This window comes from Bradyrhizobium sp. Ses1, assembly GCF_059512365.1.
Genome location: NZ_JCAMOQ010000001.1, coordinates 231,935 through 256,503, shown reverse-complemented (window position 1 = coordinate 256,503; position 24,569 = coordinate 231,935). Strand labels below are relative to the sequence as shown.

21 protein-coding genes, 2 tRNA genes and 1 pseudogene are annotated in these 24,569 nt (G+C 62.4%); 9 read left to right on the top strand and 15 right to left on the bottom strand.

Going from position 1 to position 24,569, the window contains the following annotated elements; translation table 11 throughout:
- Window positions 1-273: 273 nt before the first annotated feature.
- From AC5ZG5_RS01210 to AC5ZG5_RS01185, 6 genes and pseudogenes are all read left to right on the top strand, one after another.
- Window positions 274-1,830, top strand: a complete 1,557-nt coding sequence (locus AC5ZG5_RS01210; RefSeq protein WP_456640767.1) for a hypothetical protein — start codon at window positions 274-276, stop codon at window positions 1,828-1,830.
- 176 nt (window positions 1,831-2,006) lie between these two features.
- Complete coding sequence (locus AC5ZG5_RS01205; protein WP_456640766.1) at window positions 2,007-2,150, top strand: hypothetical protein; 144 nt, start codon at window positions 2,007-2,009, stop codon at window positions 2,148-2,150.
- Window positions 2,151-2,799: 649 nt separating this feature from the next.
- Window positions 2,800-5,466: a MobF family relaxase gene (mobF, locus tag AC5ZG5_RS01200; RefSeq protein ID WP_456640765.1), complete on the top strand. Its 2,667-nt coding sequence runs from the start codon at window positions 2,800-2,802 to the stop codon at window positions 5,464-5,466.
- On the top strand, window positions 5,459-5,737 hold the full coding sequence (locus AC5ZG5_RS01195; RefSeq protein ID WP_456640764.1) for a hypothetical protein: 279 nt from the start codon (window positions 5,459-5,461) through the stop codon (window positions 5,735-5,737). The genes mobF and AC5ZG5_RS01195 overlap by 8 nt, the downstream gene beginning before the upstream one ends.
- Before the next feature lie 21 nt (window positions 5,738-5,758).
- Window positions 5,759-6,127: a hypothetical protein gene (locus AC5ZG5_RS01190; protein ID WP_456640763.1), complete on the top strand. Its 369-nt coding sequence runs from the start codon at window positions 5,759-5,761 to the stop codon at window positions 6,125-6,127.
- 53 nt (window positions 6,128-6,180) lie between these two features.
- A pseudogene (locus AC5ZG5_RS01185) lies at window positions 6,181-7,377 on the top strand (recombinase family protein); the annotation flags it as partial.
- A 513-nt stretch (window positions 7,378-7,890) separates the two neighbouring features.
- On the opposite strand, the gene AC5ZG5_RS01180 reads toward AC5ZG5_RS01185, so the two are convergent.
- From AC5ZG5_RS01180 to AC5ZG5_RS01140, 9 genes are all read right to left on the bottom strand, one after another.
- Window positions 7,891-7,966: transfer RNA gene (locus AC5ZG5_RS01180), tRNA-Phe, on the bottom strand.
- Window positions 7,967-8,130: 164 nt separating this feature from the next.
- On the bottom strand, window positions 8,131-8,337 hold the full coding sequence (gene yacG, locus AC5ZG5_RS01175) for a DNA gyrase inhibitor YacG (RefSeq protein WP_130229817.1): 207 nt from the start codon (window positions 8,335-8,337) through the stop codon (window positions 8,131-8,133).
- The gene (locus AC5ZG5_RS01170; protein WP_028164431.1) at window positions 8,338-8,970 is read right to left on the bottom strand and encodes a Maf-like protein; all 633 of its coding nucleotides are present in this window, start codon (window positions 8,968-8,970) and stop codon (window positions 8,338-8,340) included.
- Window positions 8,971-9,448: 478 nt separating this feature from the next.
- Entirely contained in the window at window positions 9,449-9,913 is a 465-nt protein-coding gene (locus AC5ZG5_RS01165) for an arsenate-mycothiol transferase ArsC (protein ID WP_028164430.1), read from the bottom strand.
- 35 nt (window positions 9,914-9,948) lie between these two features.
- Window positions 9,949-10,452 carry a UPF0262 family protein gene (locus AC5ZG5_RS01160; protein WP_028164429.1) on the bottom strand — a complete coding sequence of 168 codons (504 nt, stop codon included), beginning with the start codon at window positions 10,450-10,452 and terminating at the stop codon, window positions 9,949-9,951.
- Window positions 10,449-11,744, bottom strand: a complete 1,296-nt coding sequence (gene hisD / locus AC5ZG5_RS01155; protein WP_456640762.1) for a histidinol dehydrogenase — start codon at window positions 11,742-11,744, stop codon at window positions 10,449-10,451. The genes AC5ZG5_RS01160 and hisD overlap by 4 nt, the downstream gene beginning before the upstream one ends.
- Window positions 11,745-11,950: 206 nt before the next feature.
- Window positions 11,951-12,394, bottom strand: coding sequence for a DUF2948 family protein (locus tag AC5ZG5_RS01150; RefSeq protein WP_028164427.1), 444 nt, complete (start codon window positions 12,392-12,394; stop codon window positions 11,951-11,953).
- Window positions 12,395-12,435: 41 nt separating this feature from the next.
- Window positions 12,436-13,725 carry a UDP-N-acetylglucosamine 1-carboxyvinyltransferase gene (gene murA / locus AC5ZG5_RS01145; RefSeq protein ID WP_456640761.1) on the bottom strand — a complete coding sequence of 430 codons (1,290 nt, stop codon included), beginning with the start codon at window positions 13,723-13,725 and terminating at the stop codon, window positions 12,436-12,438.
- An 88-nt stretch (window positions 13,726-13,813) separates the two neighbouring features.
- Entirely contained in the window at window positions 13,814-14,752 is a 939-nt protein-coding gene (locus AC5ZG5_RS01140; RefSeq protein WP_456640760.1) for an SDR family oxidoreductase, read from the bottom strand.
- Window positions 14,753-14,897: 145 nt separating this feature from the next.
- Here AC5ZG5_RS01140 and AC5ZG5_RS01135 point away from each other — a divergent pair, with 145 nt between their 5' ends.
- Window positions 14,898-15,476 carry a TetR family transcriptional regulator gene (locus AC5ZG5_RS01135; RefSeq protein WP_456640759.1) on the top strand — a complete coding sequence of 193 codons (579 nt, stop codon included), beginning with the start codon at window positions 14,898-14,900 and terminating at the stop codon, window positions 15,474-15,476.
- A gap of 207 nt (window positions 15,477-15,683) precedes the next feature.
- On the opposite strand, the gene AC5ZG5_RS01130 is transcribed toward AC5ZG5_RS01135, so the two are convergent.
- The 4 genes from AC5ZG5_RS01130 to AC5ZG5_RS01115 form a co-directional block, all read right to left on the bottom strand.
- Entirely contained in the window at window positions 15,684-16,508 is an 825-nt protein-coding gene (locus tag AC5ZG5_RS01130; RefSeq protein WP_028164423.1) for an alpha/beta fold hydrolase, read from the bottom strand.
- A gap of 98 nt (window positions 16,509-16,606) precedes the next feature.
- Window positions 16,607-17,119 (bottom strand): hypothetical protein, encoded by a 513-nt coding sequence (locus AC5ZG5_RS01125; RefSeq protein WP_456640758.1) that lies wholly within the window; start codon window positions 17,117-17,119, stop codon window positions 16,607-16,609.
- 210 nt (window positions 17,120-17,329) lie between these two features.
- Entirely contained in the window at window positions 17,330-17,638 is a 309-nt protein-coding gene (locus AC5ZG5_RS01120; protein WP_456640757.1) for a UBP-type zinc finger domain-containing protein, read from the bottom strand.
- Between the two features lie 10 nt (window positions 17,639-17,648).
- The gene (locus AC5ZG5_RS01115; protein ID WP_456640756.1) at window positions 17,649-19,334 is read right to left on the bottom strand and encodes an FAD-dependent oxidoreductase; all 1,686 of its coding nucleotides are present in this window, start codon (window positions 19,332-19,334) and stop codon (window positions 17,649-17,651) included.
- A 556-nt stretch (window positions 19,335-19,890) separates the two neighbouring features.
- Between AC5ZG5_RS01115 and AC5ZG5_RS01110 the strand changes: the two genes are divergently transcribed.
- Window positions 19,891-19,965: transfer RNA gene (locus AC5ZG5_RS01110), tRNA-Thr, on the top strand.
- 184 nt (window positions 19,966-20,149) lie between these two features.
- Here AC5ZG5_RS01110 and AC5ZG5_RS01105 read toward each other — a convergent pair.
- Complete coding sequence (locus AC5ZG5_RS01105; RefSeq protein ID WP_028164419.1) at window positions 20,150-20,593, bottom strand: universal stress protein; 444 nt, start codon at window positions 20,591-20,593, stop codon at window positions 20,150-20,152.
- A 903-nt stretch (window positions 20,594-21,496) separates the two neighbouring features.
- Here AC5ZG5_RS01105 and AC5ZG5_RS01100 point away from each other — a divergent pair.
- A complete protein-coding gene (locus tag AC5ZG5_RS01100; RefSeq protein WP_456640755.1) occupies window positions 21,497-21,655 on the top strand; it encodes a hypothetical protein in 159 nt (52 codons plus the stop codon).
- A gap of 480 nt (window positions 21,656-22,135) precedes the next feature.
- Here the strand turns inward: AC5ZG5_RS01100 and AC5ZG5_RS01095 are convergent, their stop codons facing one another.
- Window positions 22,136-23,776: a calcium-binding protein gene (locus AC5ZG5_RS01095; protein WP_456640754.1), complete on the bottom strand. Its 1,641-nt coding sequence runs from the start codon at window positions 23,774-23,776 to the stop codon at window positions 22,136-22,138.
- Between the last annotated feature and the right edge of the window lie 793 nt (window positions 23,777-24,569).

Here is a 24,569-nt window from a genome sequence, read left to right as displayed (position 1 = left end):
AATCAAGCAAACGAAATGCATTGCAAATTTTGTCGAGTGGAGGCGCGATCGTGGGACCGCGTGGGTCGACCGGCTCTCTGGCGATGTTGTCGGGCTTGCGCCAGACGGTCTATCCCGGAATGAAATCGGCGGATCAACTTCTTCTTTGCAATTTGAACGATCGTCTTCACGCGATCTGAAGTCGCGGTTTGCATAAACAGCGCGGGATCATACGATCCCGAAAACGTCCACGCCTCCACGTCATTGCAACCGCAAATCAAGTACGAGACCGTCATGCCGTTTGCCGAACTTCGCAAGGCCGCCGCTACAGTTGAGAACAATGAGGTCGACGTAGGTGAGGTGAGAGACATTCCGCCGGAATTCGATCTGCCTCGGGACCCCGTCCCTGGTGATGAGGCTTATGTCCATTCGGTATTTTACGATCCCCGGCGATTCGAGACGTTTCCGGACCGGCTCTTGCAGCGGGTGCGAAACGAATTCCCGAAGCAGCCCCTATGGCAAGCAGAACCTGTACACGCCGCCAGCCTGCACGGCAGAATGGCAGCATACAGTTGGTCGCACACGGAGAAATTTCTCCGGTTCGGCTACGTCGCGGAGCTTGAGCCGCCGGTCTTCCGAAGTGGCCCATCCCCGAAACGGTCGCTAAGAAGCCAAGAGGCTTGGAATGCCTTCCTCGTCAACGCTTCCTTTGCCGAAGCAATCGCTGATGCCCTTCGTGAATGCCGAGCCGACTACAGGCTTGATTGGATATTCCGCTATCCGCATGCAAATGCCTTAGGCCCCATTGTCGGCAAGGTCGACGACGGTTTTCGCAGGGCGCGCGACCCGGATGACCAGGGAAGAGCCCCGGAGCCGGGTACAACCATACTATGCAAGCAAGGAACTCTATTGGTCGCGCCCCGGGCTATTCTCGGGGAGCGCCGAAATGGCTTGCCTGTTGTCATCGCCTATCCTGCGGATCCCGTAACTCTGAATACTGCATCGAAGGACGGACGAGCACTATATAGCGATTGGACCAGCGACACCCGAAGGGAAATTTTGGACCGTGTAGAACGAGAGATCCGCGCTTGGTGTGATGTAGGTTTCAATCCAGAAGCTTTCTTGCTCTGGGCATTGCAGACAGTTGCTATCTTGCGCGTACAGGCGACCGATTGGAAAGGCCGCGAGAGGCGAGCCTATGTCCAAGGCGATGCTCACGCAAAGCGTCTAGATGACGAGGCCGAGCTTCGCCTGAAACTCACTGAGTCAGGCCTCGAGCAGAATGACACCTGTCCGATTGAAATGAGGCGCGTTCCGGTCGCCGCCCGAGCTGATGTCATCTCGATGTTGGCCGGCGGGATCGGTCTCGAGGACGAAGCGATTTGGCGTGACGACCACGTTCATCGCGATAATTTCGCTCGCCAGAATCTCGGCAACCTCGCCGAATGGATCGGTCGCCTAAAGCGATTCCATCGTGCAACGCTCAGCCCCTCGCTCGCTCGGCTGATCGAGGAGATATTGACCGACACTCCAGATTCACTGCAGGAATTGGAAAGGACATGGGATGACTGGTCGGGTCCACGCCTCATTCGCGCTCAGTTTCCTGATAATGTCTGGCAGGCCTTGGTTGATGCGACGTTGTATGGTGGGCGAGGTGAAATAGACGTCGAGGTCCGGTACAATTGGAACGACGATCCCACCCAGCCAGCCATGATTGTCCCGATCGAAGGGGACGACAATGCCGAGGAAATCGTTGTCGCCGGACCGTTGCTTGATCTGAACGCGCCGCGCCGCGCTTGGTGGCTCCAGCAAGTCGAGCAATTCCGACAGAACGGATCGTTAACCATCTGAACGACGCCAAGGCCTCGACCGGAAGCGGCTCGGAGGCCAAGAGAGCCGATATTAGAAGTCGAGACAGGCCCTTACCGAGCCTTTTCTGATCGTTTGCCGCTTCACCGGAAATCGTCGAATGGGCGCTCCCGTCGAGACGGATGGCAAGCGGCAAGAGCGACGTTAGCTGAGACAACATGGAAGAGAAAGACAAGCCACAAGGACACAACAAGCCGCGTTTTCGAATTGGCGGTCCGGATGAGCTACTCGTTTTGTTATGGGCGCGAGGCGACGATCAAGGATATCGCCGAGAAATTCAAATTGAGCTTGGCAGAGGTTGAGGACGCCATCCTCCAACGCGGGTATAAGCGGCAACGACCGCGCCGTTCCCGCCCTACTTCGCCGCGGGCGTGTTCCCAGTAGTGGCGTAGCTCAATAGCGCAAAGCTATCCGCATGCGCGCCCCCCGGACAGCGCTGTAGCGGGCGGACGGCGTTGCGGCGGTGGCAGTTCGTCTGGTCGGTATGATCCGGCTCGAAAACCACGAAAGGGCCGTCCACCGTGCCCGCTGTATGACGCTAGAAAACAGCCACGGTCTGCAGCCATGCCCATGGTCGAAGATCATGCTGAAGTGCGTTTCGATCCAGATCGGATGCATGGCTTGGCAGTAAACCTTGGATCCCCGCGCAAGAGCTCGGCAACAGAGAGTAGTCCCGGAAGCTGGGCTCACAATCATGGGATATTACCTTAGCTCGGAGGGTAGCTTTGGCAGAGATCGTCCGCCATAAAGCCGACAAAAGTGTTGTGCTGTCGCGGCGGCGAATACGCGCATTTTTGGAGATTGTTCAGGTCTGCGCCATCAGGCCAAGAAGCATCCTAGCGAAGTTCATACGAATCTAGGCGCTCCCATTTGCATTGCAAATTTTGCCGATCGCAAAATTTGCAATGCACGGCACGGCGCTTTTAGGCGTGCTTGTTGTGGCCTCCTTCGATGGAGGTTCCGATGGTCGCGACGATCGCGGCTGGCACGACAGCGCAGTACTACAGCAAGCAGTCCGAGTATTATGTCGGCGGCGGGGAGCCGGCCGGCCGCTGGATCACAGCCACCGGCAACTTCGGCTTGGTTCACGGTGCGCGTGTCGACAACGCCCTGTTCGAGCGCCTTCATGCCGGTCTCGACGCCGACGGCCAGCCCTTGTTGTCGAACAATGGCGACAGGACTGACCACGTCGGCGGGATCGACCTGACGCTCTCGGCGCCGAAGTCGGTCTCGGTTGTGTTCGCGCTGGCCGATCCCGACACACGTCGTGCGATCGAGCAGGCCCAGCATGAGGCCTGCGAAGCGACGATCGGCTTCCTCGATCGCAACGCTGCGTTCTGCCGCCGCGGGAAGAACGGCCACAGGCTGGAGCGGGTCTCTTTATCTGTGGCATCGTTTCAGCACGGCGAGGCAAGGCCTGTCGCGCACGATGACGGCCGCATCTTCGCCGACCCCAATTTGCACAATCACGAAGTCATCTTGAACTGCAGCGTTCGCGATGATGGCACCGTCGGCGCTTTGGATGCCCGCCATTTGTTTGCCTATAAAATGGCGGCCGGCGCCGTGTACCATCTCGCACTTTCTTCAAATTTGAAGAAACTTGGCTTTGAAATCGGCGAAATCGGCAAGAACGGCATTTTCGAAATCGTCGTGCCGCAGAGCCATGACGACACGACCCTCGGCCAGAAGTTTACGGCCCTGCAGCGCCATTTCTCGGCAAGGCGCAAAGAAGTGGAGCAGGCGATCGCTGCCGAAGGGTTGTCGTCCGCGGAAGCGCCGGCCTTGGCGGCAGCGATCGCTCTGGGTACGCGTTCGTCGAAGACGGAGGAGCGGACTACCGATCGCTTCGCCTTGTGGGCCGAAGAAGCCGCGCCGCTCCTGGACATCGATCGGCTCATCGAGGCTCTGCGAGCCGACCGAACCTGGGATCAGGCTGAACAAGAGCAACTGATCGCCGAGCGCGTCGCGGCCGTTCCGGCTGAACTTACCGAGCACGAAAGCCTGTTCGAGCGGCGCCACCTCTATGCGGCCGTCGCCACGTGCCTGGTTGGTACTGGCGCCGATGCCATGCGCGTCGAACACGAAGTCGACCGTCTGATCGAGGCCGGTCGTGTCGTCGAGCTTGGACGGGATGGCCTCCAGCAGGCCATCTATTCAACGCCTGCGCAGATCGCCATCGAGCGTGAGCTCGTAACGGTTGCCGAGCGGCTCGCGAAGGAGCACCGCGCGGCGCCCGACCCAGAGCATGTTCTGCAGCTTTGTCGCGCGCGCGGACTGTCCAACGAACAAACGTACGCTGCGCAGATGGCGACGACCTCGGCCGCCATCGCCGTGATCGAGGGCGCTGCCGGGTCGGGGAAGTCGAACACATTGGCAGCTATCGTGGCCGCATATTCCGACCCGGCGACTTCCGGCGGCATGCAGGCCACCAGGCGGCGGATCATTGGGACGTCCCAATCCTGGAAGGTCGCCAAGGAGCTGCAAAAGCTCGGCATCCAAGCGATGGCCACCGACGCCTGGCTTGCCCGCACCAAGGAGCAGTTCCTCGACGCCGATACCGTGCTCGTCGTGGATGAGGCTGGACTTTTGTCGTCTCGCCAGATGCTGGCGATCACCCAAAGGGCAGCGGAAGCACACGCAAAGGTCGTTATTGTGGGCGATCGCGAGCAACTGCAAGCCTTGGGTGCAGGTCCCGGCCTTTCCATTCTCGCCAGTGTCACTGGGACCACCCGCGTCGACACCATCGTGCGCCAGCGCGAGGCCTGGATGCGCGCCGCCGTGACGGATTTTGCAAAGGGCCACGCCGCGCAGGGCTTGGCCGCGTTCGAGGAGCGAGGTCTCCTCACCTTTGCGACCGGCGAGAAGGCGACGGTCACGCACATCGTCGATGCTTGGGAGAACGCGCAGCGCGCGCTCTCGCATCCGCAGGTCTTGTTGATCGCCAAGACCAACGCGCAGGTGCGAGCCCTCAATGCCGAGGTTCGCGTCCGGCTGAAGCGCGACGGGCGGATCATCGGCGAAGACGTCGAGGTGGTGGCCGTGACACCGTCTGGGCACGGCCAGACGCTGTCTTTCGCGGTCGGTGACGACATCCGCTTCCTGATCCGGCACGACCGTCTTGCCGTCATCAACGGCACCACGGCCAACATCATCGGTATCGAAGATCCTGATACGCCGGATCCCACGCTGCACGTCGAGATCGCCGGACGAAAGGCACAGTTTCGGGTGTCGGAACTCGCCGATGAACATGGGCGAGCCAGGCTTGGTCATGCCTACAGCACCACGATCTACGGCTCGCAAGGCCTGACAACTGATCAGGCCTTTGTCTGGGCCGGCCCGGCGATGACAAGGCACGACGCGTATGTGGCATTCTCTCGTGCCCGGAATCATCTCGAAATTTTTGCCAATCGTCGCGAGGTCGAGACGCAACTCCGACTCGATTTGCCGCTGTCGGAACGGCTGCAAGCAACGATCACGCCGGAGCGGCGACTGGGCTGGTTGGCCGGCCGCCTCTCCAGGCTCCAGGTCAAGACCTACACGCTCGACCCCTTGCTCGACCATCCCGCTCGGGTCCATGGACGCGACTACGAGCGGAGCGCGGAGTACTACCGTGGCTAAATCCCGCATCCCCAAGGTGCGGCTGCAGCCCCGTGTGATCGCTCCCGCGATTTCGCCGGCGCCACGGACGATGGCGGCAGTGCCGAACCACCCGACAGCTAGTGGCGGCGCGACCACTCCCTTGCGGCCGTCCGACCCCGAGTTCTGGATCGTGATCAATGAGGTCGCGGATCCCACACCCATTGCGCCTGCCGAGCTCAACGCCATCGAGCGATATTTCTCGGCGGTACTCGATGACGTCTTCGCTCCTTCCCGCAAGCCGTCCCCCTAACCAACCGAAAGGACCACGACCATGCCCGACAACAACCTCCCGCTCGACACCAACACCATTTTGCGAATGCAGGTCGAGCATTTTGCCGACTTCGCCGTTGAGGCCGCGCTGGGATTGGTACTCGCATCGATCGATGCGATCGCCAACCAGACCGATTTCGACCCCGATCCGGAAAGCTGCTTCAGAGTGCTCGGTCGGCTGCCGGCCATCCGCCAGTTGCGCGAGCTCACGGAAGATCAGCGTCACGACATGTTCGTGGAGGGATTCCGTCGCATTCCCAACGGTGCGCAGGATACGTTTGAAATCCTGCTGACGAGCCACAAGGAGCTCTTGTGGGAGGGCCTCCGGAAGCGCTGGAATGTGGTTGCGAACGAGGTCCCGCTCCCCTGATCTTAACCGTGCAGGGGGGTCAGGCGAAGTATCACTTCCCCTGATTCCCCTGCATGGCTAGACTCCCTTTGTATCGCGTGAGGAAGCTGCCGATGGCCCGCAAGAACCTTCAAGTCTCAGAAGCGCCGGATAATGCCGCCGGGCCGCGGCCACGCAATGTCCTGATCTATATTCGGGTCTCAACCGAAAAACAGTCCAATAATCAGCTCAGCCTCGATTCACAGGAGGAGCATTTGATCGCGCGTTGCAAGCGTGATGGCGACCATATCGCCGGCATCTTCCGCGAAGAGGGCGAAACCGCCACCAACATGAAACGCCCGGCGTTCGAGCAGATGATCGCGCGCGCAACCGACGGCACGCGCACGATCGACGCGATCATGGTGTACTCGTTCTCGCGGGCCTTCCGAAACCAGGTCGAGCAAGAGCTCACGGTTCAAACGCTGCGCAAGCACAAAGTTGAACTGATTTCGCACGCCGAGCCGCTGGCTAACGATGACACTGGCGACATGTTCAGGAAGTTCATCGGCATCGTGAACGAATATCAGTCCAAGGAGACATCCAGATCCACAATGAGAACGATGAAGGCCAATGCGCAGCTTGGCTACTCCAACGGCGGCATCATTCCCTTTGGCTACAAATCTGTCGACGCAGACGTGATCGGCAACAAACAGAAGAAGAAACTAGCCGTCGAACCAGTCGAAGCGGAGATCGTGATCCGCGCCTTCGATCTGGCCAGAAACGGTGACGGCAGCAGCGGCCCGCTCGGAACGAAGAAGATCGCAGAGTGGTTGAACGCGCGCGGCTATCGCTCGCGCAACGGCTCGCTGTTCGGGACTGGCACCATTCACGAAATACTCACGCGCCGCGCCTACACGGGCACGCGGAACTTCAACGAGTTTGCTCGAAGGGGGGACGGCGAGCGCAAAGCGCAGTCCGAGATCGTCGAATATGAAATTCCCGTCATCATCAATCAGGCGACCTTCGAGGCGGTTCAAACCCTGCTGGTCTCGCGCCGTCCGAGGTCTCGTGGGCCGCGGCTCGCCTCGGCGCCGTCCTTGCTGGGCGGCCTTGTCCGCTGCGACTGCGCCAAGCCCTGCACCCTGACCACCGCCACCGGCACTTCCCGGACCGGCGTCGTCTACAACTATTACAAATGCATCCAGTCCATCAAAAAGGGGCAGCATAAGCACGACGGTGGCGCCTCCTGCAGCAACCGAAAAATTCCCCGCCCCGTTATCGAGAAGCTCGTCATCGAGGCCCTGCTGGATCAGCTCCTGCAGCCCGAACGGGTCATGGCCATCCTGACCGCCCTAAAGGCCCGCCGCGACGACCGCCAGGCCTCCGCCGACCGCCGTCTGGTCGATCTCGCCCGTCAGGTTACCGACGCCGAAGACCGCCTCTCCCGTCTCTATGCCTCGATCGAGGCCGGCACCATCGATGGCACGGACCCGACGCTGAAGGAGCGCGTGGCCGCCCTGAAGACGACCCGGGACCGGGCCCTCGAAGCCCTCGATTATGCCAAGAAGTCCAGCGCGGTCTCGATCGAGGCCGATCCTGTCGCGATCGACCGCTTCACCCGTCTGATGCGCGAACAGCTCGTGTCAGGCGATGTGGCAGCCCGGAAGGCCTATCTCAGCGCAATCGTGGATGCCATCGTCGTTAGCGACAGCACCATCCGCATCATTGGCGCAAATGACAATATCAGGGCCACGCTCGGTCCAAACGGCCAACCGCGAACCTCGGTTCGCAAATCTGTTCAGGAATGGTGCCCAGGGGCGGAATCGAACCACCGACACTGCGATTTTCAGTCGCATGCTCTACCAACTGAGCTACCTGGGCAGGTCGCGAGACGGCCGGAAAAGGCCGAGCGAGCGGGCGGGTTATAGTGGGGTGGAGGGCCGCTGTCCACCCGCCTTCGCCTTTGGCTACCGCGCGGCGAGCCCGGCCTGGCGGAGGGATCCTGATCGAACCGGCCTTTTCCACAACTTATTGGTAAATCTAACCTATTCCTCCTCGGCCTGGTCGTCACGGCCGGGGACGATGTAGGTGCCGGAGAGCCAGCGGTTGAGGTCGACGTCACGGCAGCGGGCGGAACAGAACGGGCGGAACGCATGCTCGGCGGGCTTGCCGCAGATCGGGCACGGTCTGGACGGCTTCTCGGCCTTCGCAGGCGCCTCCGCGGCGCCCGCCTGTTTTCGCTGTTCCGGCATTCAACCAACCGTAGCGGTGTTCAGCCAGCCGTATCGGATCGGAAAACCTTCGCCGCCGAGCAGCGTGACCGTTTCATAGAGCGGCAGGCCCACGACATTGCTGTAGGAACCGACCATCTTGACCACGAAGGAGCCGGCGATGCCCTGCACGGCGTAGCCGCCAGCTTTGCTGCGCCATTCGCCCGAACCGATATAGGCCTGGATGTCATCCTCACTCAAACGCTTGAAACGCACGCGGGTTTCGACCAGCCGCTGACGGAACGCTTCCCTCGGGGTCACGACGCAAATCGCGGTGTAGACGCGGTGGTTACGGCCCGACAGCAGTCTCAGGCACTGCGCGGCCTCATCCACCAACTCGGCCTTGGGGAGGATGCGGCGGCCGACCGCGACCACGGTGTCGGCGGCCAGGATGAAGGAGCCGCGGATGTCGTCGTCGAGCTGCACCGATTTCAGCGCCGCTTCGGCCTTGGCCCGCGCCAGACGATTGGCGCAGGCGCGCGGCAGCTCGCCCCGCCGCGGGGTCTCGTCGACATCGGCCGGACGCAGCGCATCCGGCTCGATGCCGGCCTGGTTGAGCAGGGCCAGCCGCCGCGGCGAGCCGGAAGCAAGAACGAGTTTGGGACGGCCAAGCATGCAGGCTCTTGGAAGAAGCAGGATTGGGTGGGTAAGCGCGCGCGGAACCTATCGGAAGGGGCCTTGTTTCACAACCGTGGAACCCGGCTGCGAATCATTTCCATCAGGAGGATACGCGCCCCATAAGCACAGCTCTTTGTCAGGGAAGCGACAAGGGGGCAACCGTGAGCGCGCGGCCAACGATGACATCTGACTGCCGTCCTGTGCGTGCGGAGAGAATCGCCCATCCGGCGCTTCGCGCCATCTTCTCCCACAAGGGGAGAAGGTTGCCGTGGGAGTTGATGTGCCCTCGCCCCTTGTGGGAGAGGGCGGCTCAGGTGGTGGACGCGGACTCGATTGGGTGAGGGGTTGGCTCCGCGTGCGCTCGTCTCTCGATAGACCGGGGACCCTCACCCGGATTGGATCTGGCGATGCAATCCGGCCTCTCCCTTGCAGGGAGAGGCAGGAGTGTGTGGCAGCGACGTGGGCAATTATACGCCTACTCGTTCGTGGCACCGGCCTTGGCAAAACGGCGGCGGATGCGGGTCAGGAGGCCGTCGCAGACTTCGCGATAGGCCTGCAGTTTCTGCTCGCGGTTGCCTTCGGTGCCGGTCGGGTCGTGGGTCGGCCAGTATTCGACGTCGGCGGCGAGCGTGCGGGTCAGCTCCAGCGCCTTGTGGTGGGCTTCCGGGGACAACGTGACGATGAGGTCGAAGTTCAGCCCTTCCCAATCCTCGAGCTCGTCGAAGGTGATCGGCTTGTGGGCGGAGATATCCTGGCCGAGTTCGCCCATCACGGCGACTGCGAACGGATCGAGCTCGCCCTTTTTCACGCCCGCCGAGCGCACATAAAGCCCTTGCGGGAACATCTGCTGCAGCAGGCTCGCTGCCATCGGCGAACGCACGCTGTTCTGGCCGCATGCGAACAATACGGCCTGCGGATTGCGCGCGGGCGGCGCCCCCATCGCTCAAGCTTTGTTGGATTGCGGCCGCGCGCGCCTCATGCGTCCTGCCCCTTCCAGTGGAGGACGCAGATCAGCGTGAACAGCCGCCGCGCGGTTTCGAAATCGACGCGCACCTTGCCCTTCAGCCGCTCCTGCAGCGTGCGCGAGCCCTCGTCATGGATGCCGCGGCGGCCCATGTCGATGGCCTCGATCTTGTCGGGCGTCGCGGTGCGGATCGCCTGGTAGTAGCTGTCGCAGATCATGAAATAGTCCTTCACGATCCGCCGGAACGGCGTCAGCGACAACAGATGCGCCACCACAGGCGTGCCGTCCTCCCGCCTGATGTCGAACATCAGCCGGTTGCCGGTGATGGCGATGTGCAGCGTGTACGGCCCGCTCTCCGCGCCGGCCGGCGCGAACAGGTTCTGTTCGATCAGGTCGTAGATCGCGATCGCGCGCTCGTGCTCGATATCGGGCCCGGAACGCCCGATCGATTCCTCATCGAGCGTCACCGCGACGATGCGATTGTTGGGGTCCTCCTCAGTGGGCGGCTTGTTCATGAGAGATTGAGGCGCAATCCGACGGAACGGGAATGGGCGTCCAGCCCCTCGGCCTTGCCGAGAGTCATCGCGGCCGGCCCCAGCGCGCGCAACTGGTCGGGGCCGCATTTCAGGATCGAAGTGCGCTTCATGAAGTCGAGCACGCCGAGGCCGGACGAGAACCGTGCCGAGCGAGCGGTCGGCAGCACATGGTTTGAGCCGCCGACATAATCGCCGATCGCTTCCGGCGTATGCGGGCCCAGGAAGATCGCGCCGGCGTTGCGGACCTTGGCCGCGAACGCCTCCGCATCGGCAGTCATAACCTCAAGATGCTCGGCCGCGGTCGCATTCGCGAGCGCCACCGCATCGTCGAGCTTTTTCACCAGGATGATCGCGCCGAAATCATTCCACGAGGCGCGTGCGATTTCCGCGCGCGGCAGGGTTGCGAGCTGCGCTTCCACCGCACGCTCGACATCGGCGGCGAGCCGCGCAGAATCGGTGATCAGGATCGATTGCGCGCTCGTATCATGCTCGGCCTGCGCCAGCAGATCGGCGGCGATCCAGTCGGCATTGCCGGTGTCGTCGGCGATGACAAGCACTTCGGATGGGCCAGCGATCATGTCGATGCCGACCTTGCCGAACACCAGCCGTTTGGCAGCGGCAACATACGCGTTGCCGGGGCCGACGATTTTTGCAACGGGCGCGATCGTGGCCGTGCCATAGGCGAGCGCCGCCACTGCCTGCGCGCCGCCGACGCGATAGATTTCGGAGACGCCGCCGAGATGGGCGGCCGCCAGCACCAGCGGGTTGAGCCTGCCGTCGGGCGCCGGCACCACCATCACCACGCGCGGGACGCCGGCAACCTTGGCCGGCACCGCGTTCATCAGCACCGAGGACGGGTAGGCCGCGGTGCCGCCGGGCACGTAAAGCCCGACCGCCTCGACCGCGCTCCAGCGCCAGCCGAGCTCGACGCCGAGCGGATCGACAAAGCGCTCGTCCTTCGGCATCTGGCGCTGATGGAAGCTCTCGATGCGGTCCCGGGCGAGCTTGAGCGCGTCGACCGTGGCGGCATCGCAGGCCGTCACCGCGGCATCGATCTCCGCCGCGGTGACGCGCAGGCCGGCGGCGTCGAGCTCGAGCCGGTCGAATTTGCGGGTCGCCTCGATCAGCGCGGCATCGCCCCGCGCCACCACATCGTCGACGATCGCCCGCGTGGCGCGCTCGACATCGGCCGACACCTCGCGCTTGGCGGCAAGGAAGGCGGCAAAACGCTGCTCGAAATCGGCGCTGCTTCGGTCCAGGCGGAGGGGCATGGGGCGTTCTTGAATTTGGATTCAGGGTCCCTGCTCAATGGCGCGGCGGATAGGGGCCGTCAACCCTCGATGGCCGACAAAGGGGCCCGGGCCAGAAGGGTGGGCAAAGCCAACGGGTCGCGCGAACGCGCGCCCGATGACAGGCTCCGCGTGCCCACCATCTAACGGCGTGCTCGGAATGGTGGGCACGCTTCGCTTTGCCCACCCTACGGCAGCTCCGGGACTGCCGGCGCGGTGCCGAGGTCGTCGGGGCCGAGATCGGTCAATTCGCATTCCAGGCATTCGACGTCGAGCCGGAGCGTGGCGCCCTGGCTGAACAGGAGCAGCGCGCTGCCGCCGGGGGCGGCGCCCTGGTGAAACTCGATGCCGAGCAGTTCCAGGGTGGCGTCCGGCGCCTCCAAATTGATCTTGCGTGACTTGCAGGCAAGCACGCGGTCGAAGCGCAGCGCCGCGATCAGCCGGCGCGAGGCGGTTTCGCCCGACAGCGTCTGCTCCCAGTCGAGCCTGGACATGCCGACCACGAGCCGCTTCTCGCCCTGGCGCCAGACGATGTCGGAGGCCTGCACGTGGGCATCCTGCACATGCGCCGAGATCACGGCCAGATCGTCGGCATCGAGCGCGATCAGTTTGAGCGGCGCGGGCGGTATCATGCCGAAAGCAATCTCCTGGATCAGAACCGGTTCCCCCGATATCAGTCCCTGATGCGCTCGATCGACGCGCCGCAGGCCGACAACTTCTCCTCCAGCCGCTCGAAGCCGCGATCGAGATGGTAGACGCGGTTGACCATGGTCTCGCCCTCGGCGGCAAGGCCGGCGATGACCAGTGAGACGGACGCGCGCAGGTCCGTCGCCATGACCGGCGCGCCGCGCAATCTGTCGGTGCCGCTTATCGTGGCGGTCTCGCCGTCGAGCGATATCCTGGCGCCGAACCGCGCCAGTTCCTGCACATGCATGAAGCGGTTCTCGAAGATGGTCTCGGTGATGACGGACGCACCGTCGGCGCAGGTCATCAGCGCCATCAGTTGCGCCTGCAGATCGGTCGGGAAGCCGGGGAACGGCGCGGTCGTGACCTTGACCGGGCGAAGGCCGGCGCCGTTGCGGCCGATGCGGATACCATCATTGTTGACGCTGACGGTGGCGCCGGCTTCGCAGAGTACATCGAGCGCCGATTGCAGCAATTCCGGCCGTGCGCCGGACAACTGCACCTCGCCGCCGGTCATCGCGACCGCCATCGCATAGGTGCCGGCCTCGATGCGATCCGGCAGCACGGTGTGGCGCGCGCCGTGGAGGCTGGCGACACCCTCGACGATGATGCGGGGCGTGCCGGCACCGGTGATGCGCCCGCCCATCTTGTTCAGGCAGGCGGCAACATCGGCGATTTCAGGCTCGCAGGCGGCGTTGGTGATGACGCTGGTCCCCCTGGCAAGCGTCGCCGCCATCAGCGCGACATGGGTGCCGCTCACCGTGACCTTGGGGAAAGCGATGTCGGCGCCGCGCAGGCCACCGGGCGCTTTCGCGACCACATAGCCGCCGTCGATCGAGATCTCCGCTCCGAGCTTCTCCAGCGCCATGATCAGGAGGTCGACCGGCCGGGTGCCGATGGCGCAGCCGCCCGGCAGCGACACCCTCGCCTCATGCATGCGCGCAATCAGCGGCGCGATCACCCAGAAGCTGGCGCGCATCCGCGACACCAAATCATACGGCGCGGTGGTGTCGATAATGTCGGCGGCCGAGATGTGCAGGGTCTGGCCCTGGTACTCGCGGTCGCCGGGCCGCTTGCCCGCGGACATGATGTCGACGCCGTGATTGCCGAGGATGCGCTGGAGCTGCGCGACGTCGGCAAGCCGCGGCACGTTGTCGAGGATCAGCGTCTCCTTTGTGAGGAGCGCCGCGATCATCAGAGGCAGCGCGGCATTCTTCGCGCCCGATATCGAAATGGTGCCGTTAAGCTCGTTGCCGCCGACGATTCGGATGCGATCCATGCTGCCTCTTGCTCTGATCCGCGAAAAACCTATCGAAGCAAGGGGCTACCGCAAAAGTGTTGAAATTTAGGGCAATTCCGTGGGCTTTTCAGGCGGCCGCCGCGAACTGGTCGAAGGAGACCCCGGTTAGCGTCGCCGAGGCCTCCCACAGCATCGCCGCGACCGCGGCATCCTTCGCCTGCGGCATGATCTTCGCCTCGACCGGCGGGCCCTTCAACTCGTAGAACCAGTTCGGGCCATAATAGCCGCCGGGCTCGGCGGCCGGCGAGGTTGCGGCAAATAATGTCGGCAACGCACCGGCCGCGGCGGACTGGCTGGCATAGGGTTGCAGCAAGCGGCTGAAATACGAGGATAGGCTCCTCGTGCCCGGGCCATTCGGGATCAGGTCGGTGCGCGCATAGCCGGGATGGGCGGCATTGCTCATCAGGCCCCAGCCGGCAGCGTCGCTGCGGCGCTGCAATTCGAGCGCAAATATCAGCATCGCCAGTTTCGACTGGCTGTAGGCGCGCCACGGGCGGTAGGACCGCTCCGACTGCAGGTCAGCGAAATCGATCGCGCCGGAGCGGTGCGCCAGACTCGAGAGATTGACGACCCGGGGCTTAAGGCCGCGGCGAAGCTGCGGCAGCAGGCGCGCGGTGAGCGCGTAATGGCCGAGATAATTGGTGCCGAGCTGCATCTCGAAACCGTCCTGCGTCGTCCGCCGCTTCGGCAGCGCCATCACGCCGGCATTGTTGATGAGGAGATCGACCGAAGGACGGCTGATGGCAAAGCGCCCGGCAAAGTCGGCGACCGAGGCAAGGCTCGCCAGATCGAGCGTCTCGTAGCTGACGTCGGCCTTCGGATATTGCGCACGGATGCGCTCGAGCGCGTGCCTGCCCTTGATGTCGTTGCGGCCGGTCAGAACCACGGTCGCGCCGGCGCCCGCCAGCGCCAGCGCGGTCTCATAGCCGAGCCCGCCGGTGGCGCCGGTGATCACGGCGGTTTTGCCGGTCTGGGGTGGAATGTCTGCAGTGCTCCAGCCGCTCATGCTTATATCTCCTGGTCGAATCGGGGTGTGGTTCCCTAAATGTGCACTAAGTGCATCTTTGCAAGTGGTGAAGGATTTGAAGCGACCGGCGAATCTGCGCAGACCAGCTAAGGGCAGGTCATCAAAGGAGAAAACCGCGCCTCCCGTGGCGCCGGGCCTGCGGGCGCGCAAGCGGCAGGAGACACGGGAGAAGCTGACGCGGGCGGCAATGGCGCTGTTCCTGGAGCGCGGCTTCGAGGCGACCACGCTCGACGACATCGTCGCCGCCGCCGACATCTCCCGCCGCACCTTCTTCCACTATTTCGCTTCCAAGGAAGATGTCGTGTTCGCTTGGCAGGAGGAAGCCAGCGCGGCCCTGATCGCGGCGGTCGCGGCGCGGCCTGCCGGCGAATCCATGCTCGCGGCGGCGGAGAACGCCATCATCGCAATGGCCGGCCAGCTCGATCCCGCCGAAGTGGTGGCGTTGGCGCGGTTGAAGCAGGACAACCCGGCGCTGCAGGCGCGCGATCAACTCAAGTATGAAAAGCTCGAGCGCACGCTGGCCGATGCGCTTCTGAGGCGCACAGGCAACAAGACAGACAAGATGCAGGCGCGGCTGGTCGCGATGATCGCTACCGGCGCGATGCGCGTCGGCGGCGAGTTCTGGGCCGCCGAGGGCGCCCGCGAGACGCCGGAGCTTCTCGCCAGGCGGATGTTCGCGGCAATCCGCGCGATGTTCGAATGAGTGCCCGGACGCGATGAGTAGCTGTTCCCTCTCCCCGGCCTACGGGGGCGAGACGAGCATAGCTCGCCCTGGGAGGGTTGGGGTGAGGGGCTCTATCCGCATAAAGGGTGACAGACGGACTCGCGGAGACTCTTCCTCACCCGAAATTCAAGCTGCGCTTGAATTTCACCTCTCCCCGCGCGCGGGGAGAGGTGAAAGAAGGCCCGCTCAGCCCTTGATGAACGCGAGCAGGTCGGCGTTGATGGTGGCAGCTTCCGTGGTGGGCATGCCGTGCGGAAAGCCCTTGTAGGTCTTCAGCGTGCCGTTCTTCAACAGCTTGGCGGACAGCGGCCCGGCGTCGGCATAGGGCACGATCTGGTCGTCATCGCCATGCATGACGAGAACGGGCACGTTGATCTTCTTCAGGTCTTCGGTGAAGTCGGTTTGCGAGAAGGCGACGATCCCATCGTAATGCGCCTTGGCGCCGCCCATCATGCCCTGGCGCCACCAGTTCTGGATGATGGCTTCCGAAGGTTTGGCGCCTGGCCGGTTGTAGCCGTAGAACGGGCCCGCGGCGAGCTCGCGATAGAATTGCGAGCGATTGGCGGCGAGCTGCGCCTGCAGCCCGTCAAAGACATCCTTGGGCAGGCCGCCCGGATTGGCCGGGGTCTGCAGCATCAACGGCGGCACCGCGCTGATGATCGCCGCCTTCGCCACCCGGCTCTCACCGTGCCGCGCGATATAGTGGACCACCTCGCCGCCGCCGGTGGAATGACCGACGTGAACGGCGTTCTTCAAATCGAGATGTGCGGTCACCGCCGCGAGGTCGTCGGCATAGTGATCCATGTCGTGGCCATCGCTCACCTGGCTCGATCGGCCGTGGCCGCGGCGGTCATGCGCGATCACGCGAAAGCCATGATTGAGGAAGAACAGCATCTGGGTGTCCCAGTCATCAGATGACAACGGCCAACCGTGACTGAACACGATGGGCTGACCACTGCCCCAGTCCTTGTAGAAAATCATGACGCCGTCTTTGGTGGTGATCGTGGGCATCGCGCAGCCTTTCGTACGAGTGAAGCCGATGGAACATACCGGTCGAGGCATGCTCCGGATTTCAAAATCGCCCTGCGATTATCAAACCGCGATGTCAGTCACGCGAACGAGGTCATCGGCCTGAAGCGCCGCCAGATGCCGATGATCGCCACCACGAACAGCACCAGCACGATGCCCTGCACGACGGCGAAGACCGGGCCGGACGGGGGCGCCGGCGGCACGCTCGGCGCCAACGCGTGCAGCGGGGGTATCTTGAGGAAGGACTGAACCACCAGCACGAAGACGTTGAGATAGAGCGATATCATCGCCGTCACGATGTAGATCGGACGCCAGGCGCCCGAAAGCTTCATGACATAGAGCGCGATGCAGGCGATCGCGAGCAGGACCAGCGAAATGATCCCGAAGATGTGCGAGGGCAGCAGCTCCTTGAACGGAAACAGAAAGCCGGTGACGCTGGTGAGGATCGTGAACAGCAGGAACACCGCGGTGAGCCCCGGCGTCTGTCTCGAGCCAAGCAGGGCGAACATCACGACAAGACCAGCGACGATTGCAACCAGGCTGATCACCACGTGAACAAGCGTAAACGTGGCCAAGCTCATACCCAGGACCATGTGAAGCACTCCCCATTGAGAACCGCGCTGAACACTACGATGCAGCAAGTGAGATTGTTACATGCCTCGCGGACCGAAAGCACGATTTACATGATGATGATAAGATGATTGGATGTGATGCGAATAAACTAAAGTATGAGATCTGCCGAAACTGTTTGCATGCCTGTTATAAATGACAGCACACCGATAACGACCACCGAATGATTTGAATTAGTAGTAGCGCGGGATCGGACCGTTATGCGGCGTCTTGCGGTTCGACAGGTCGAACAGCACGCGATCGACATAGCACCAGCCCCAGCCTTCCGGCGGATCGTAGCCTTCGATGATCGGATGGCCGGTCGCGTGGAAATGCGCGGTCGCATGCTTGTTGGGGGAATCGTCGCAGCAGCCGACATGGCCGCAGGTACGGCAGATCCGCAAATGCAGCCATTGGCTGCCGCTCTTTAAGCACTCCTCGCAGCCGAGCGCACTCGGCGTGACGGTCTGGATGCCGGCGATATGGGTGCAGCCTTTCGACATCTGCTCTTTCCTAAGCCGTGGAATTGGCGTTGTCGGCGAGGAAGCCGTGCAGCGCCGCGACGACCTGCGCGCCCTCGCCGATCGCGCCGCCGACGCGCTTGACCGATCCGGAGCGGACATCGCCAACGGCGAACACGCCGGGCACCGTGGTTTCCAGCACTTGTCCCGGCCCGTTCTGGCCGGTGAGCACAAAGCCTCCGCGGTCAACCTTGACGCCGCAGCCCTCGAGCCACCCGGTCGCGGGATCGGCGCCGACGAACAGGAACACGTTGTTGACGTCGAGCGTGTGCTGCTCCGGCGCCAGGCGGCTCTTCCAGCGCGCGCGTTGGAGCGTAGCGTCCTCGCCGCCTTCCAGCGCTGTGATCTCGGTGTTGAACATCAGTTCGATGTTCGGCGTCGCCTCGATGCGTTCAATCAAATAACGTGACATGCTGGCCCCGAGGCCGCCGCCGCGGATCATCATGTAGACCTTGCGCACATGGCCCGACAGGAACACTGCGGCCTGGCCAGCCGAATTGCCGCCGCCGACCAGCACCACGTCCTGCCCCGCACACAGCTTGGCCTCGATCGGCGAGGCCCAGTACCAGACGCCGCGGCCCTCGAAGGCCTCGAGGTTCTCGATGCTCGGCCGGCGATAGCGCGCCCCGCTCGCCACCACGATCGATCTTGCACGCAAGGTGTGCCCGCATTCGGTCGCGATCGAGAACAGGCCGTCCCGCTTGGAGCAGTCGAGCGATCTGACGGAAACCGGGATCAGGATATCGGCGCCGAATTTCTGCGCCTGGTTGAAGGCGCGGCCGGCAAGCGCCTGGCCGGAAATGCCGGTCGGAAAGCCCAGATAATTCTCGATACGGGCGCTGGCGCCGGCCTGGCCGCCAAAGGCGCGCGAATCGAGCACCGCGACCGACAGGCCTTCGGACGCTGCGTAGACGGCGGTGGCGAGCCCGGCCGGCCCGCTGCCGACGACGGCAACGTCATAGAGCTTGTCATGGGCGTGGTCGCCGATCATGCCCATCGCCATCGCAAGCGCAGTCTCGGATGGGTTACGCAACACGTTGCCGTTGGGGCAGACCACCAGCGGCAGTTCGGCGCGCGTGGCCGAATAACGCGCGATCAGGTCGGCCGCATCCTTGTCGGTGGCGGGATCGACCACGTGATAGGGCTGGCCGTTGCGCGCCAGGAAATTCTGCAACTGCGCGATCTTTCCGAGCGACGGCGGGCCGATCAGCACGGGGCCGCCGACGCCGCCCTGGATCAGGTTGACGCGACGCAGGATCAGCGCGCGCATGATGCGCTCGCCGAGATCGGCTTCGGCCACCAACAGCGCCCGCAATCTTTCCGGCGGAATCAAGAGCGTCTCGACATCGCCTTCGGCATGGCCGTCGACCAGCGCGGGCCGGCCGGAGAGCTGGGCAATCTCGGCCAGGAATTGTCCAGGCCCTTGGTCGATCACCGGCGTGACATGGCCGAGGCCATCGCGCTGGGTGATCGCGACCGTGCCCGAGAGCACCACGAACATCCCCGGTCCCGGCTTGCCGGTCTCGAACAGCGCTTCGCCGTCGCTATAGTGCCTGACCTCGCCGAACCGGCGCATGCGCTCGATCTCATGCTCGGTCAGGGTCGGAAAAGTCTGCTCGTGCCGCGGAAACGCGAGGGACCTCGCGCCGATCGGATTCGCCATCGCTTCTGCAGCCATCTCAGCAACTCACTCCTCTTACCAAAACACGGGCGCACCACCTGCCCAGCAGTTGGGACCGGCTAGCGATCCGGCTCGCCGCCGCTCGCGTCATCTAGTCTGCCCTCGGCCGTTTCGGAAGATGCAGGACCGCTACGCCCGCGCGCCTGCGATTTCCGCCGCTTGAGGTTATCTCGCAGCGCGAGCTTGAGGCGATGCTGTCTTGATTCGCTCGATGCGATCGCGCTCTGCCGCTCCTGCCTGTCCTTCTCGTCCTGCATGTTGCATCCGTCTTTCAAACTTGCATGACAATAGACCAGGCGCCGAGGGACATGCACCGGTCGATCGGGGAGGTGGGCTCCCCCGGTCTTCCGTGCGGTGGCAGGATGAACCGGCCAAAGCCGCACTCCCGAGCGCGCCCCGGGGAACCGAAGCGCGCCGGATTGGCCGAATTTCGACCGGACGAAGCGTTTTTGCGAGCTGTCTCCCGTCCCCGCGCTTGCACCGAAGGGGGGCTTGTGGCAAGAACCGGCGCGCCCGGAGGCGCCAACTAGGCCGATTCTTTATTCCCGGGCACGCTGCCGTAGCTCAGTGGTAGAGCACTCCCTTGGTAAGGGAGAGGTCGACAGTTCAATCCTGTCCGGCAGCACCAGATAAATCAACCAAATCAACGACTTAGCGAATCATCTCCGCGAATATTTTGGCCTGGAAGATAGCAGAAATCTTCCGCTCGATCAGAGCATTGCCGGTGTTACCGCATGGCGGACATCGGGTTTGCCGGCGAAGCCCAGCCAAGGAGCCGGCTTCACCACACCCTGCACCATCATTTATGTTTGTTACCGCACGACCAACACCGGCACGCTTCCGTCCGCCAGGACCTCCGATGTTTGACTCCCCAACCATAGCTTCCTGAGGCCGCGACGCCCATGAGAGGCCATGACGATCAAGTCGCAGCCTCTGGACTTTGCTGTGTCGATAATCGCAGTGGCTGGGTGCGCATTCGGAACATGCAAGAGTTCTGCAGATATCCCGACCTGCTCCGCCACGGCTCGCGCTTCATCGAGCGCTTTGCCCGCACGTTCCTTGCAGGCTGCGTCAAAGCTATCGAACATTTCCTGCGCGGGAATCCATCCCCCGTGCCCACTCCCGATCGGCAGAGGCTCCGTCACCGCGATGACTGTCACTTTGGCATTCAAGGCCTTTGCTAAAGCAATCCCATGCTCAACGCCTTTTCTCGCGACATCCGATCCATCCGTGCTCAAGAGAATATTGGCGTACATTTGGGGGCTCCCTTGCTCGTCGAACATTTTCCCTAAGGTCGGCGCGTCTTGATCCGCGCTATCGGATCGGGGCGCACGGGATAAACCCGCCGTCGGTTGAAGCCGACCGCATCCCTATCGAAGGCGCTCCGCTCGCACCAGCCGCGGTCCTCGCAATCCAGGATGCGTGGTGCATTTGTGCTGTCTGGTCAGTGGGTCAGTTTGTAGCAGTGTCCGCCGCCCCTGTGCCTGACGCGCGCGCGACACTTATCCAGCGTCGAAAATGAGCAGTCAGGCTGTCCTGCCGCTTTCGCCCCCCTTAACTGCGCACAGAACGTGGCAGCATTGGCAGGGTCTTGAGGACAAAGAACGAAGCCCATCGAGAGAAGCGTCATCATAGCAATAAGTGCTAGCGTTGAACGCGACATATCAAGCCTCCCTATGAGGTCTTGCCCACGCGGCAAGCACACGCGTCATCACAGCACGTTGGTCCGGAGCAGCGGCGGCGCCGCTCCGGACCAACGACACCGCTTTGAGCGGCTTGGGGCACGCCAGAAGCAGCGCAAGCTGGTGTAACGGCGCTCGCCGCGGGTCTTCAAGTAGAAGAAACCCGCCCTTCTCGACGGAAAAAGTCCCTAGAGCGCCGGTTGCTATGCAAACCGGTGTCCCCCTCGGATCAAGCCCGAGGGCATGCTTCGCTCGAAAACGGTCCAGCCCAAGACTGATCGTATTTTTGCGACTGATCGTATTTTGCGCCCTGGGGAGCACCGCACAATATATCAACGGCTGGTCGCGCGTTGAGGGGAGAAATGATGGACCTCACTCAAATCATCGGCTTCGTGGCGGGATTCGGGACAACCTTCGCAGCTCTGCCCGACCTCATTGCGATGCTGAATCGGCGCTCCAGCGTCGGCATGACCCCGAATGGCAGCCATCATGGGCACTTTTCAAATTCTCAGGGTGATCTATGGCGTATCGATCGGCTCAAAGAACATCGTCATGTGGAATGTGATCGCGGTCGCGACCAATTACCTTGCCGTTGGGGCATACGTGTACTTTCGTCGCCACGAAGCGCGATCGTGATATCGGATTGCGGGCTGAGCCGCGCGAAGCGACGCTGCCTCATGTCCTGAGGGCGTCGACCATGTGGGCGATGAGAAGGCCAACGCTGAGGACCGTCAGGCAAACAATTACAGCTTGAAACAACATCGGTGCGAATTCCGGTGGGGCCGAGGACCTCATATAGTCCTCAAACGTCGGCGGCTTTTGGTCGTCCCGATGGCGCCTTGGTGTTCACGCGATTACAAATTTGCAAGGGTCGCGTTTCCAAGGTCGCGTTTGCAACGATCACGCCGCTTCTTCGACGTGGACGGGCATCCGGCCTCCGCAATCGTTGGCCGTCGGCGCCCTTGGCAGTCATCGGTAATGAGGACGCCCAGCAATTCTCCCGCCCTACTCGAGCGCACGGCTGCGATTGAGCCGGCGATGTCTGCTCATCAAGGTACGAGCAGACATCGCGATGGCCCGCAGGCCGTTTTTCCGAAGATGGACCGCGCCAGCCAGCTAGGCGAACCAAAAATCACTTGCGCTGAGGTTCTGAACGCCCGCGATGGTGACGTCATTATTGGCATCAAAGTGAATGACGGTGTTTCCACCGGTCACCTGGATATTCAAGTCGCCAAAATCGTGGATGTTGTTCGCCGCCAAGGCCGTGAGATCGATCTTGTCCCGCCCGGTTTGGAAATCGGCCGTGTCATGCCCGTTCTGGGCGGCAAAGACGAACGTATCCGCGCCGCGCTCACCAAGCATATTGTCGTTTCCGATGCCGCTCGTGAGCCTGTCGTTGCCATCGCCGCCATCGAGGACGTTTCCTGACCCGCCAATGACCGTAAGCTGATCGTTGCCTGCACCACCGTTGAGGAAGCTCGATCCGAGCGAACCTGGCGCAACAGTTGCCGTCAGGACATCATTTCCAGCGCCGCCATCCAGGCGGTTCTCGGCAACAGAGTTGTCCATAACCCCGGGAATGGGAGTTGCCGAAAGAAACGCGGTCAGTTGGTCATCTCCGGCCCCGCCATTCAGGACATTCGCGACATTGTAGAGCTCCCCCCCGGGAGAACCAAGCCTACCGCCGGCTACCGCGTCGAGATGTGCCGTGAGGCTGTCGTTTCCGCTACCGCCCTCGAGTTGATTGAGTGCGCGAACGGCTTCACCAAGCGCGGTGGAGTTCGCAATCAAGGTGTCATTGCCTCTCCCGCCGTCCAGATAATTCGTGAGATCCGTAACGGCGTTCTCCCCATCGGTAGAATGAGTCGCCTCGAGGGTGTCGTTGCCGTCATCGCCCCAAAGCTGGTTGATGCCGACCGGCGTGCTGCTATTTGAGTCTGTCAGATTGAAAGCGCGCAATATGTCGTCGCCCCGACCGCCGTGAAGCTCATTTGTCACCAGGTCGGTGGAATTGGATTGTCCTATAGCGGAGGCGTCCAGCACGTCGTTGCCGTCACCACCGAAGAGCACGTTGCTGGCGCTGCTGTTGAGCCCAGAGAATTCTGTTTCGGCACGAGCCGTGATGTGGTCATCGCCGGAGCCACCGTCGACGGTGTTCATGACGATACTATCTCCGAAGGCGTTGTGGCCATCCGCAAGGGCATGAATGGTATCATCGCCGCTTCCGCCGAACACGTGGGTGCTGACGGTTACAGTTTCGAAGACCCGAGGCGCCACATTTGCTGTGGCGTTGATAACGTCGTTTCCGCTGCCACCATCGAGGAGCACATCTGCGGTCTTCTCGGTGCTCTGAGGCGTGCTCTCACCCTGAAGAGTGACGGTCCCATCGAGGTGGTCATTGCCCGTTCCGCCGAACTGAATGGCAAGTCCGTGCAAATCGCCCTGCGGCACGACAACATTGGTTGTCAAAGTGTCATCGCCGCGACCGCCGATCAACGCGGTCCGGTTGAATGCGCTGCTCAAATGATCAGCGCCGGCAAGGCCCAACACAATGTCGCCGTCAGCCTGTGCGGCAAGGACATCGTCGTGGCGGGTGCCGATGATCAAATTGTTGACGGGATCGATGAGGGAAAGGCCAATCGAAGGCCCGGGAATCTGGAAAAAACCCTTCAGTTCCCAACAATTGCTGGGCGGCCTGGCTCTTGATGGAATTCGCCATATTTTCCTCCTTGGCACCTGGATAATGATGTCGACCAAGTTCGAGCAACGAAATCGCATTCCGCAAAATGCGGAATAAATGACAATTAAATGACGGGATTGTGCGCTGCGCCCGCCCGCAAATTCAGGCCGCGTATTCGGCGGCCACGGGCGACCTCTCGATTATCCTCCTACGTCGCTCTTGCCGTTGCGGCTTCCGCGGTCGCCGGAAGCAAAATCGCCGCGAGTTTTCAGGAAATCGCGCCGATCAGACGCGGATTGGGATTCGACCATGGGGTCTCTTCTGAGTTGAGCATCCAAATCTCTTTCTTACAGAATGGAAACGAACCCATCGAATTAAATTCACCAAACTACAAAATATTAAATCAGAAGTTGCGCGACATCTAATCACATTTAATGCGCGCCGTGTGGTGCGACAATATATCCAGGCGGTTACGACTGGAGCGGTTCCCACTTGTTTTCGTGACCGCGCTTCGCCACGGAAACGAGTTCATTCGCAACGTCAGGGATGGCGCTGCGGCTCAGGCGAGCGGAAACCCGCGTGGCCGGGGCCGCTTGAATCCGCGAGGAAGCAGCCGGTGATGCGACTGAAGGGAGATCTTCAACTCGTGCGCCTTCGCGATGACGCCACTCGGAGATCGATGCAGCATCCGCGCGATGCTCTGTGCGGGGTAATCGCGACGCGCCATTCGCTTGAGATCGTCGACGTCCAGGTCAGACCAACGGCGTCCCATGATCCCTCGAGATAATCTCTTGAATACGGATCGAAACGAGCAATTGATTGGATGGGCTTCGCGGACCAGATCGGGAAATGCTTGAGACGCTGAAAATG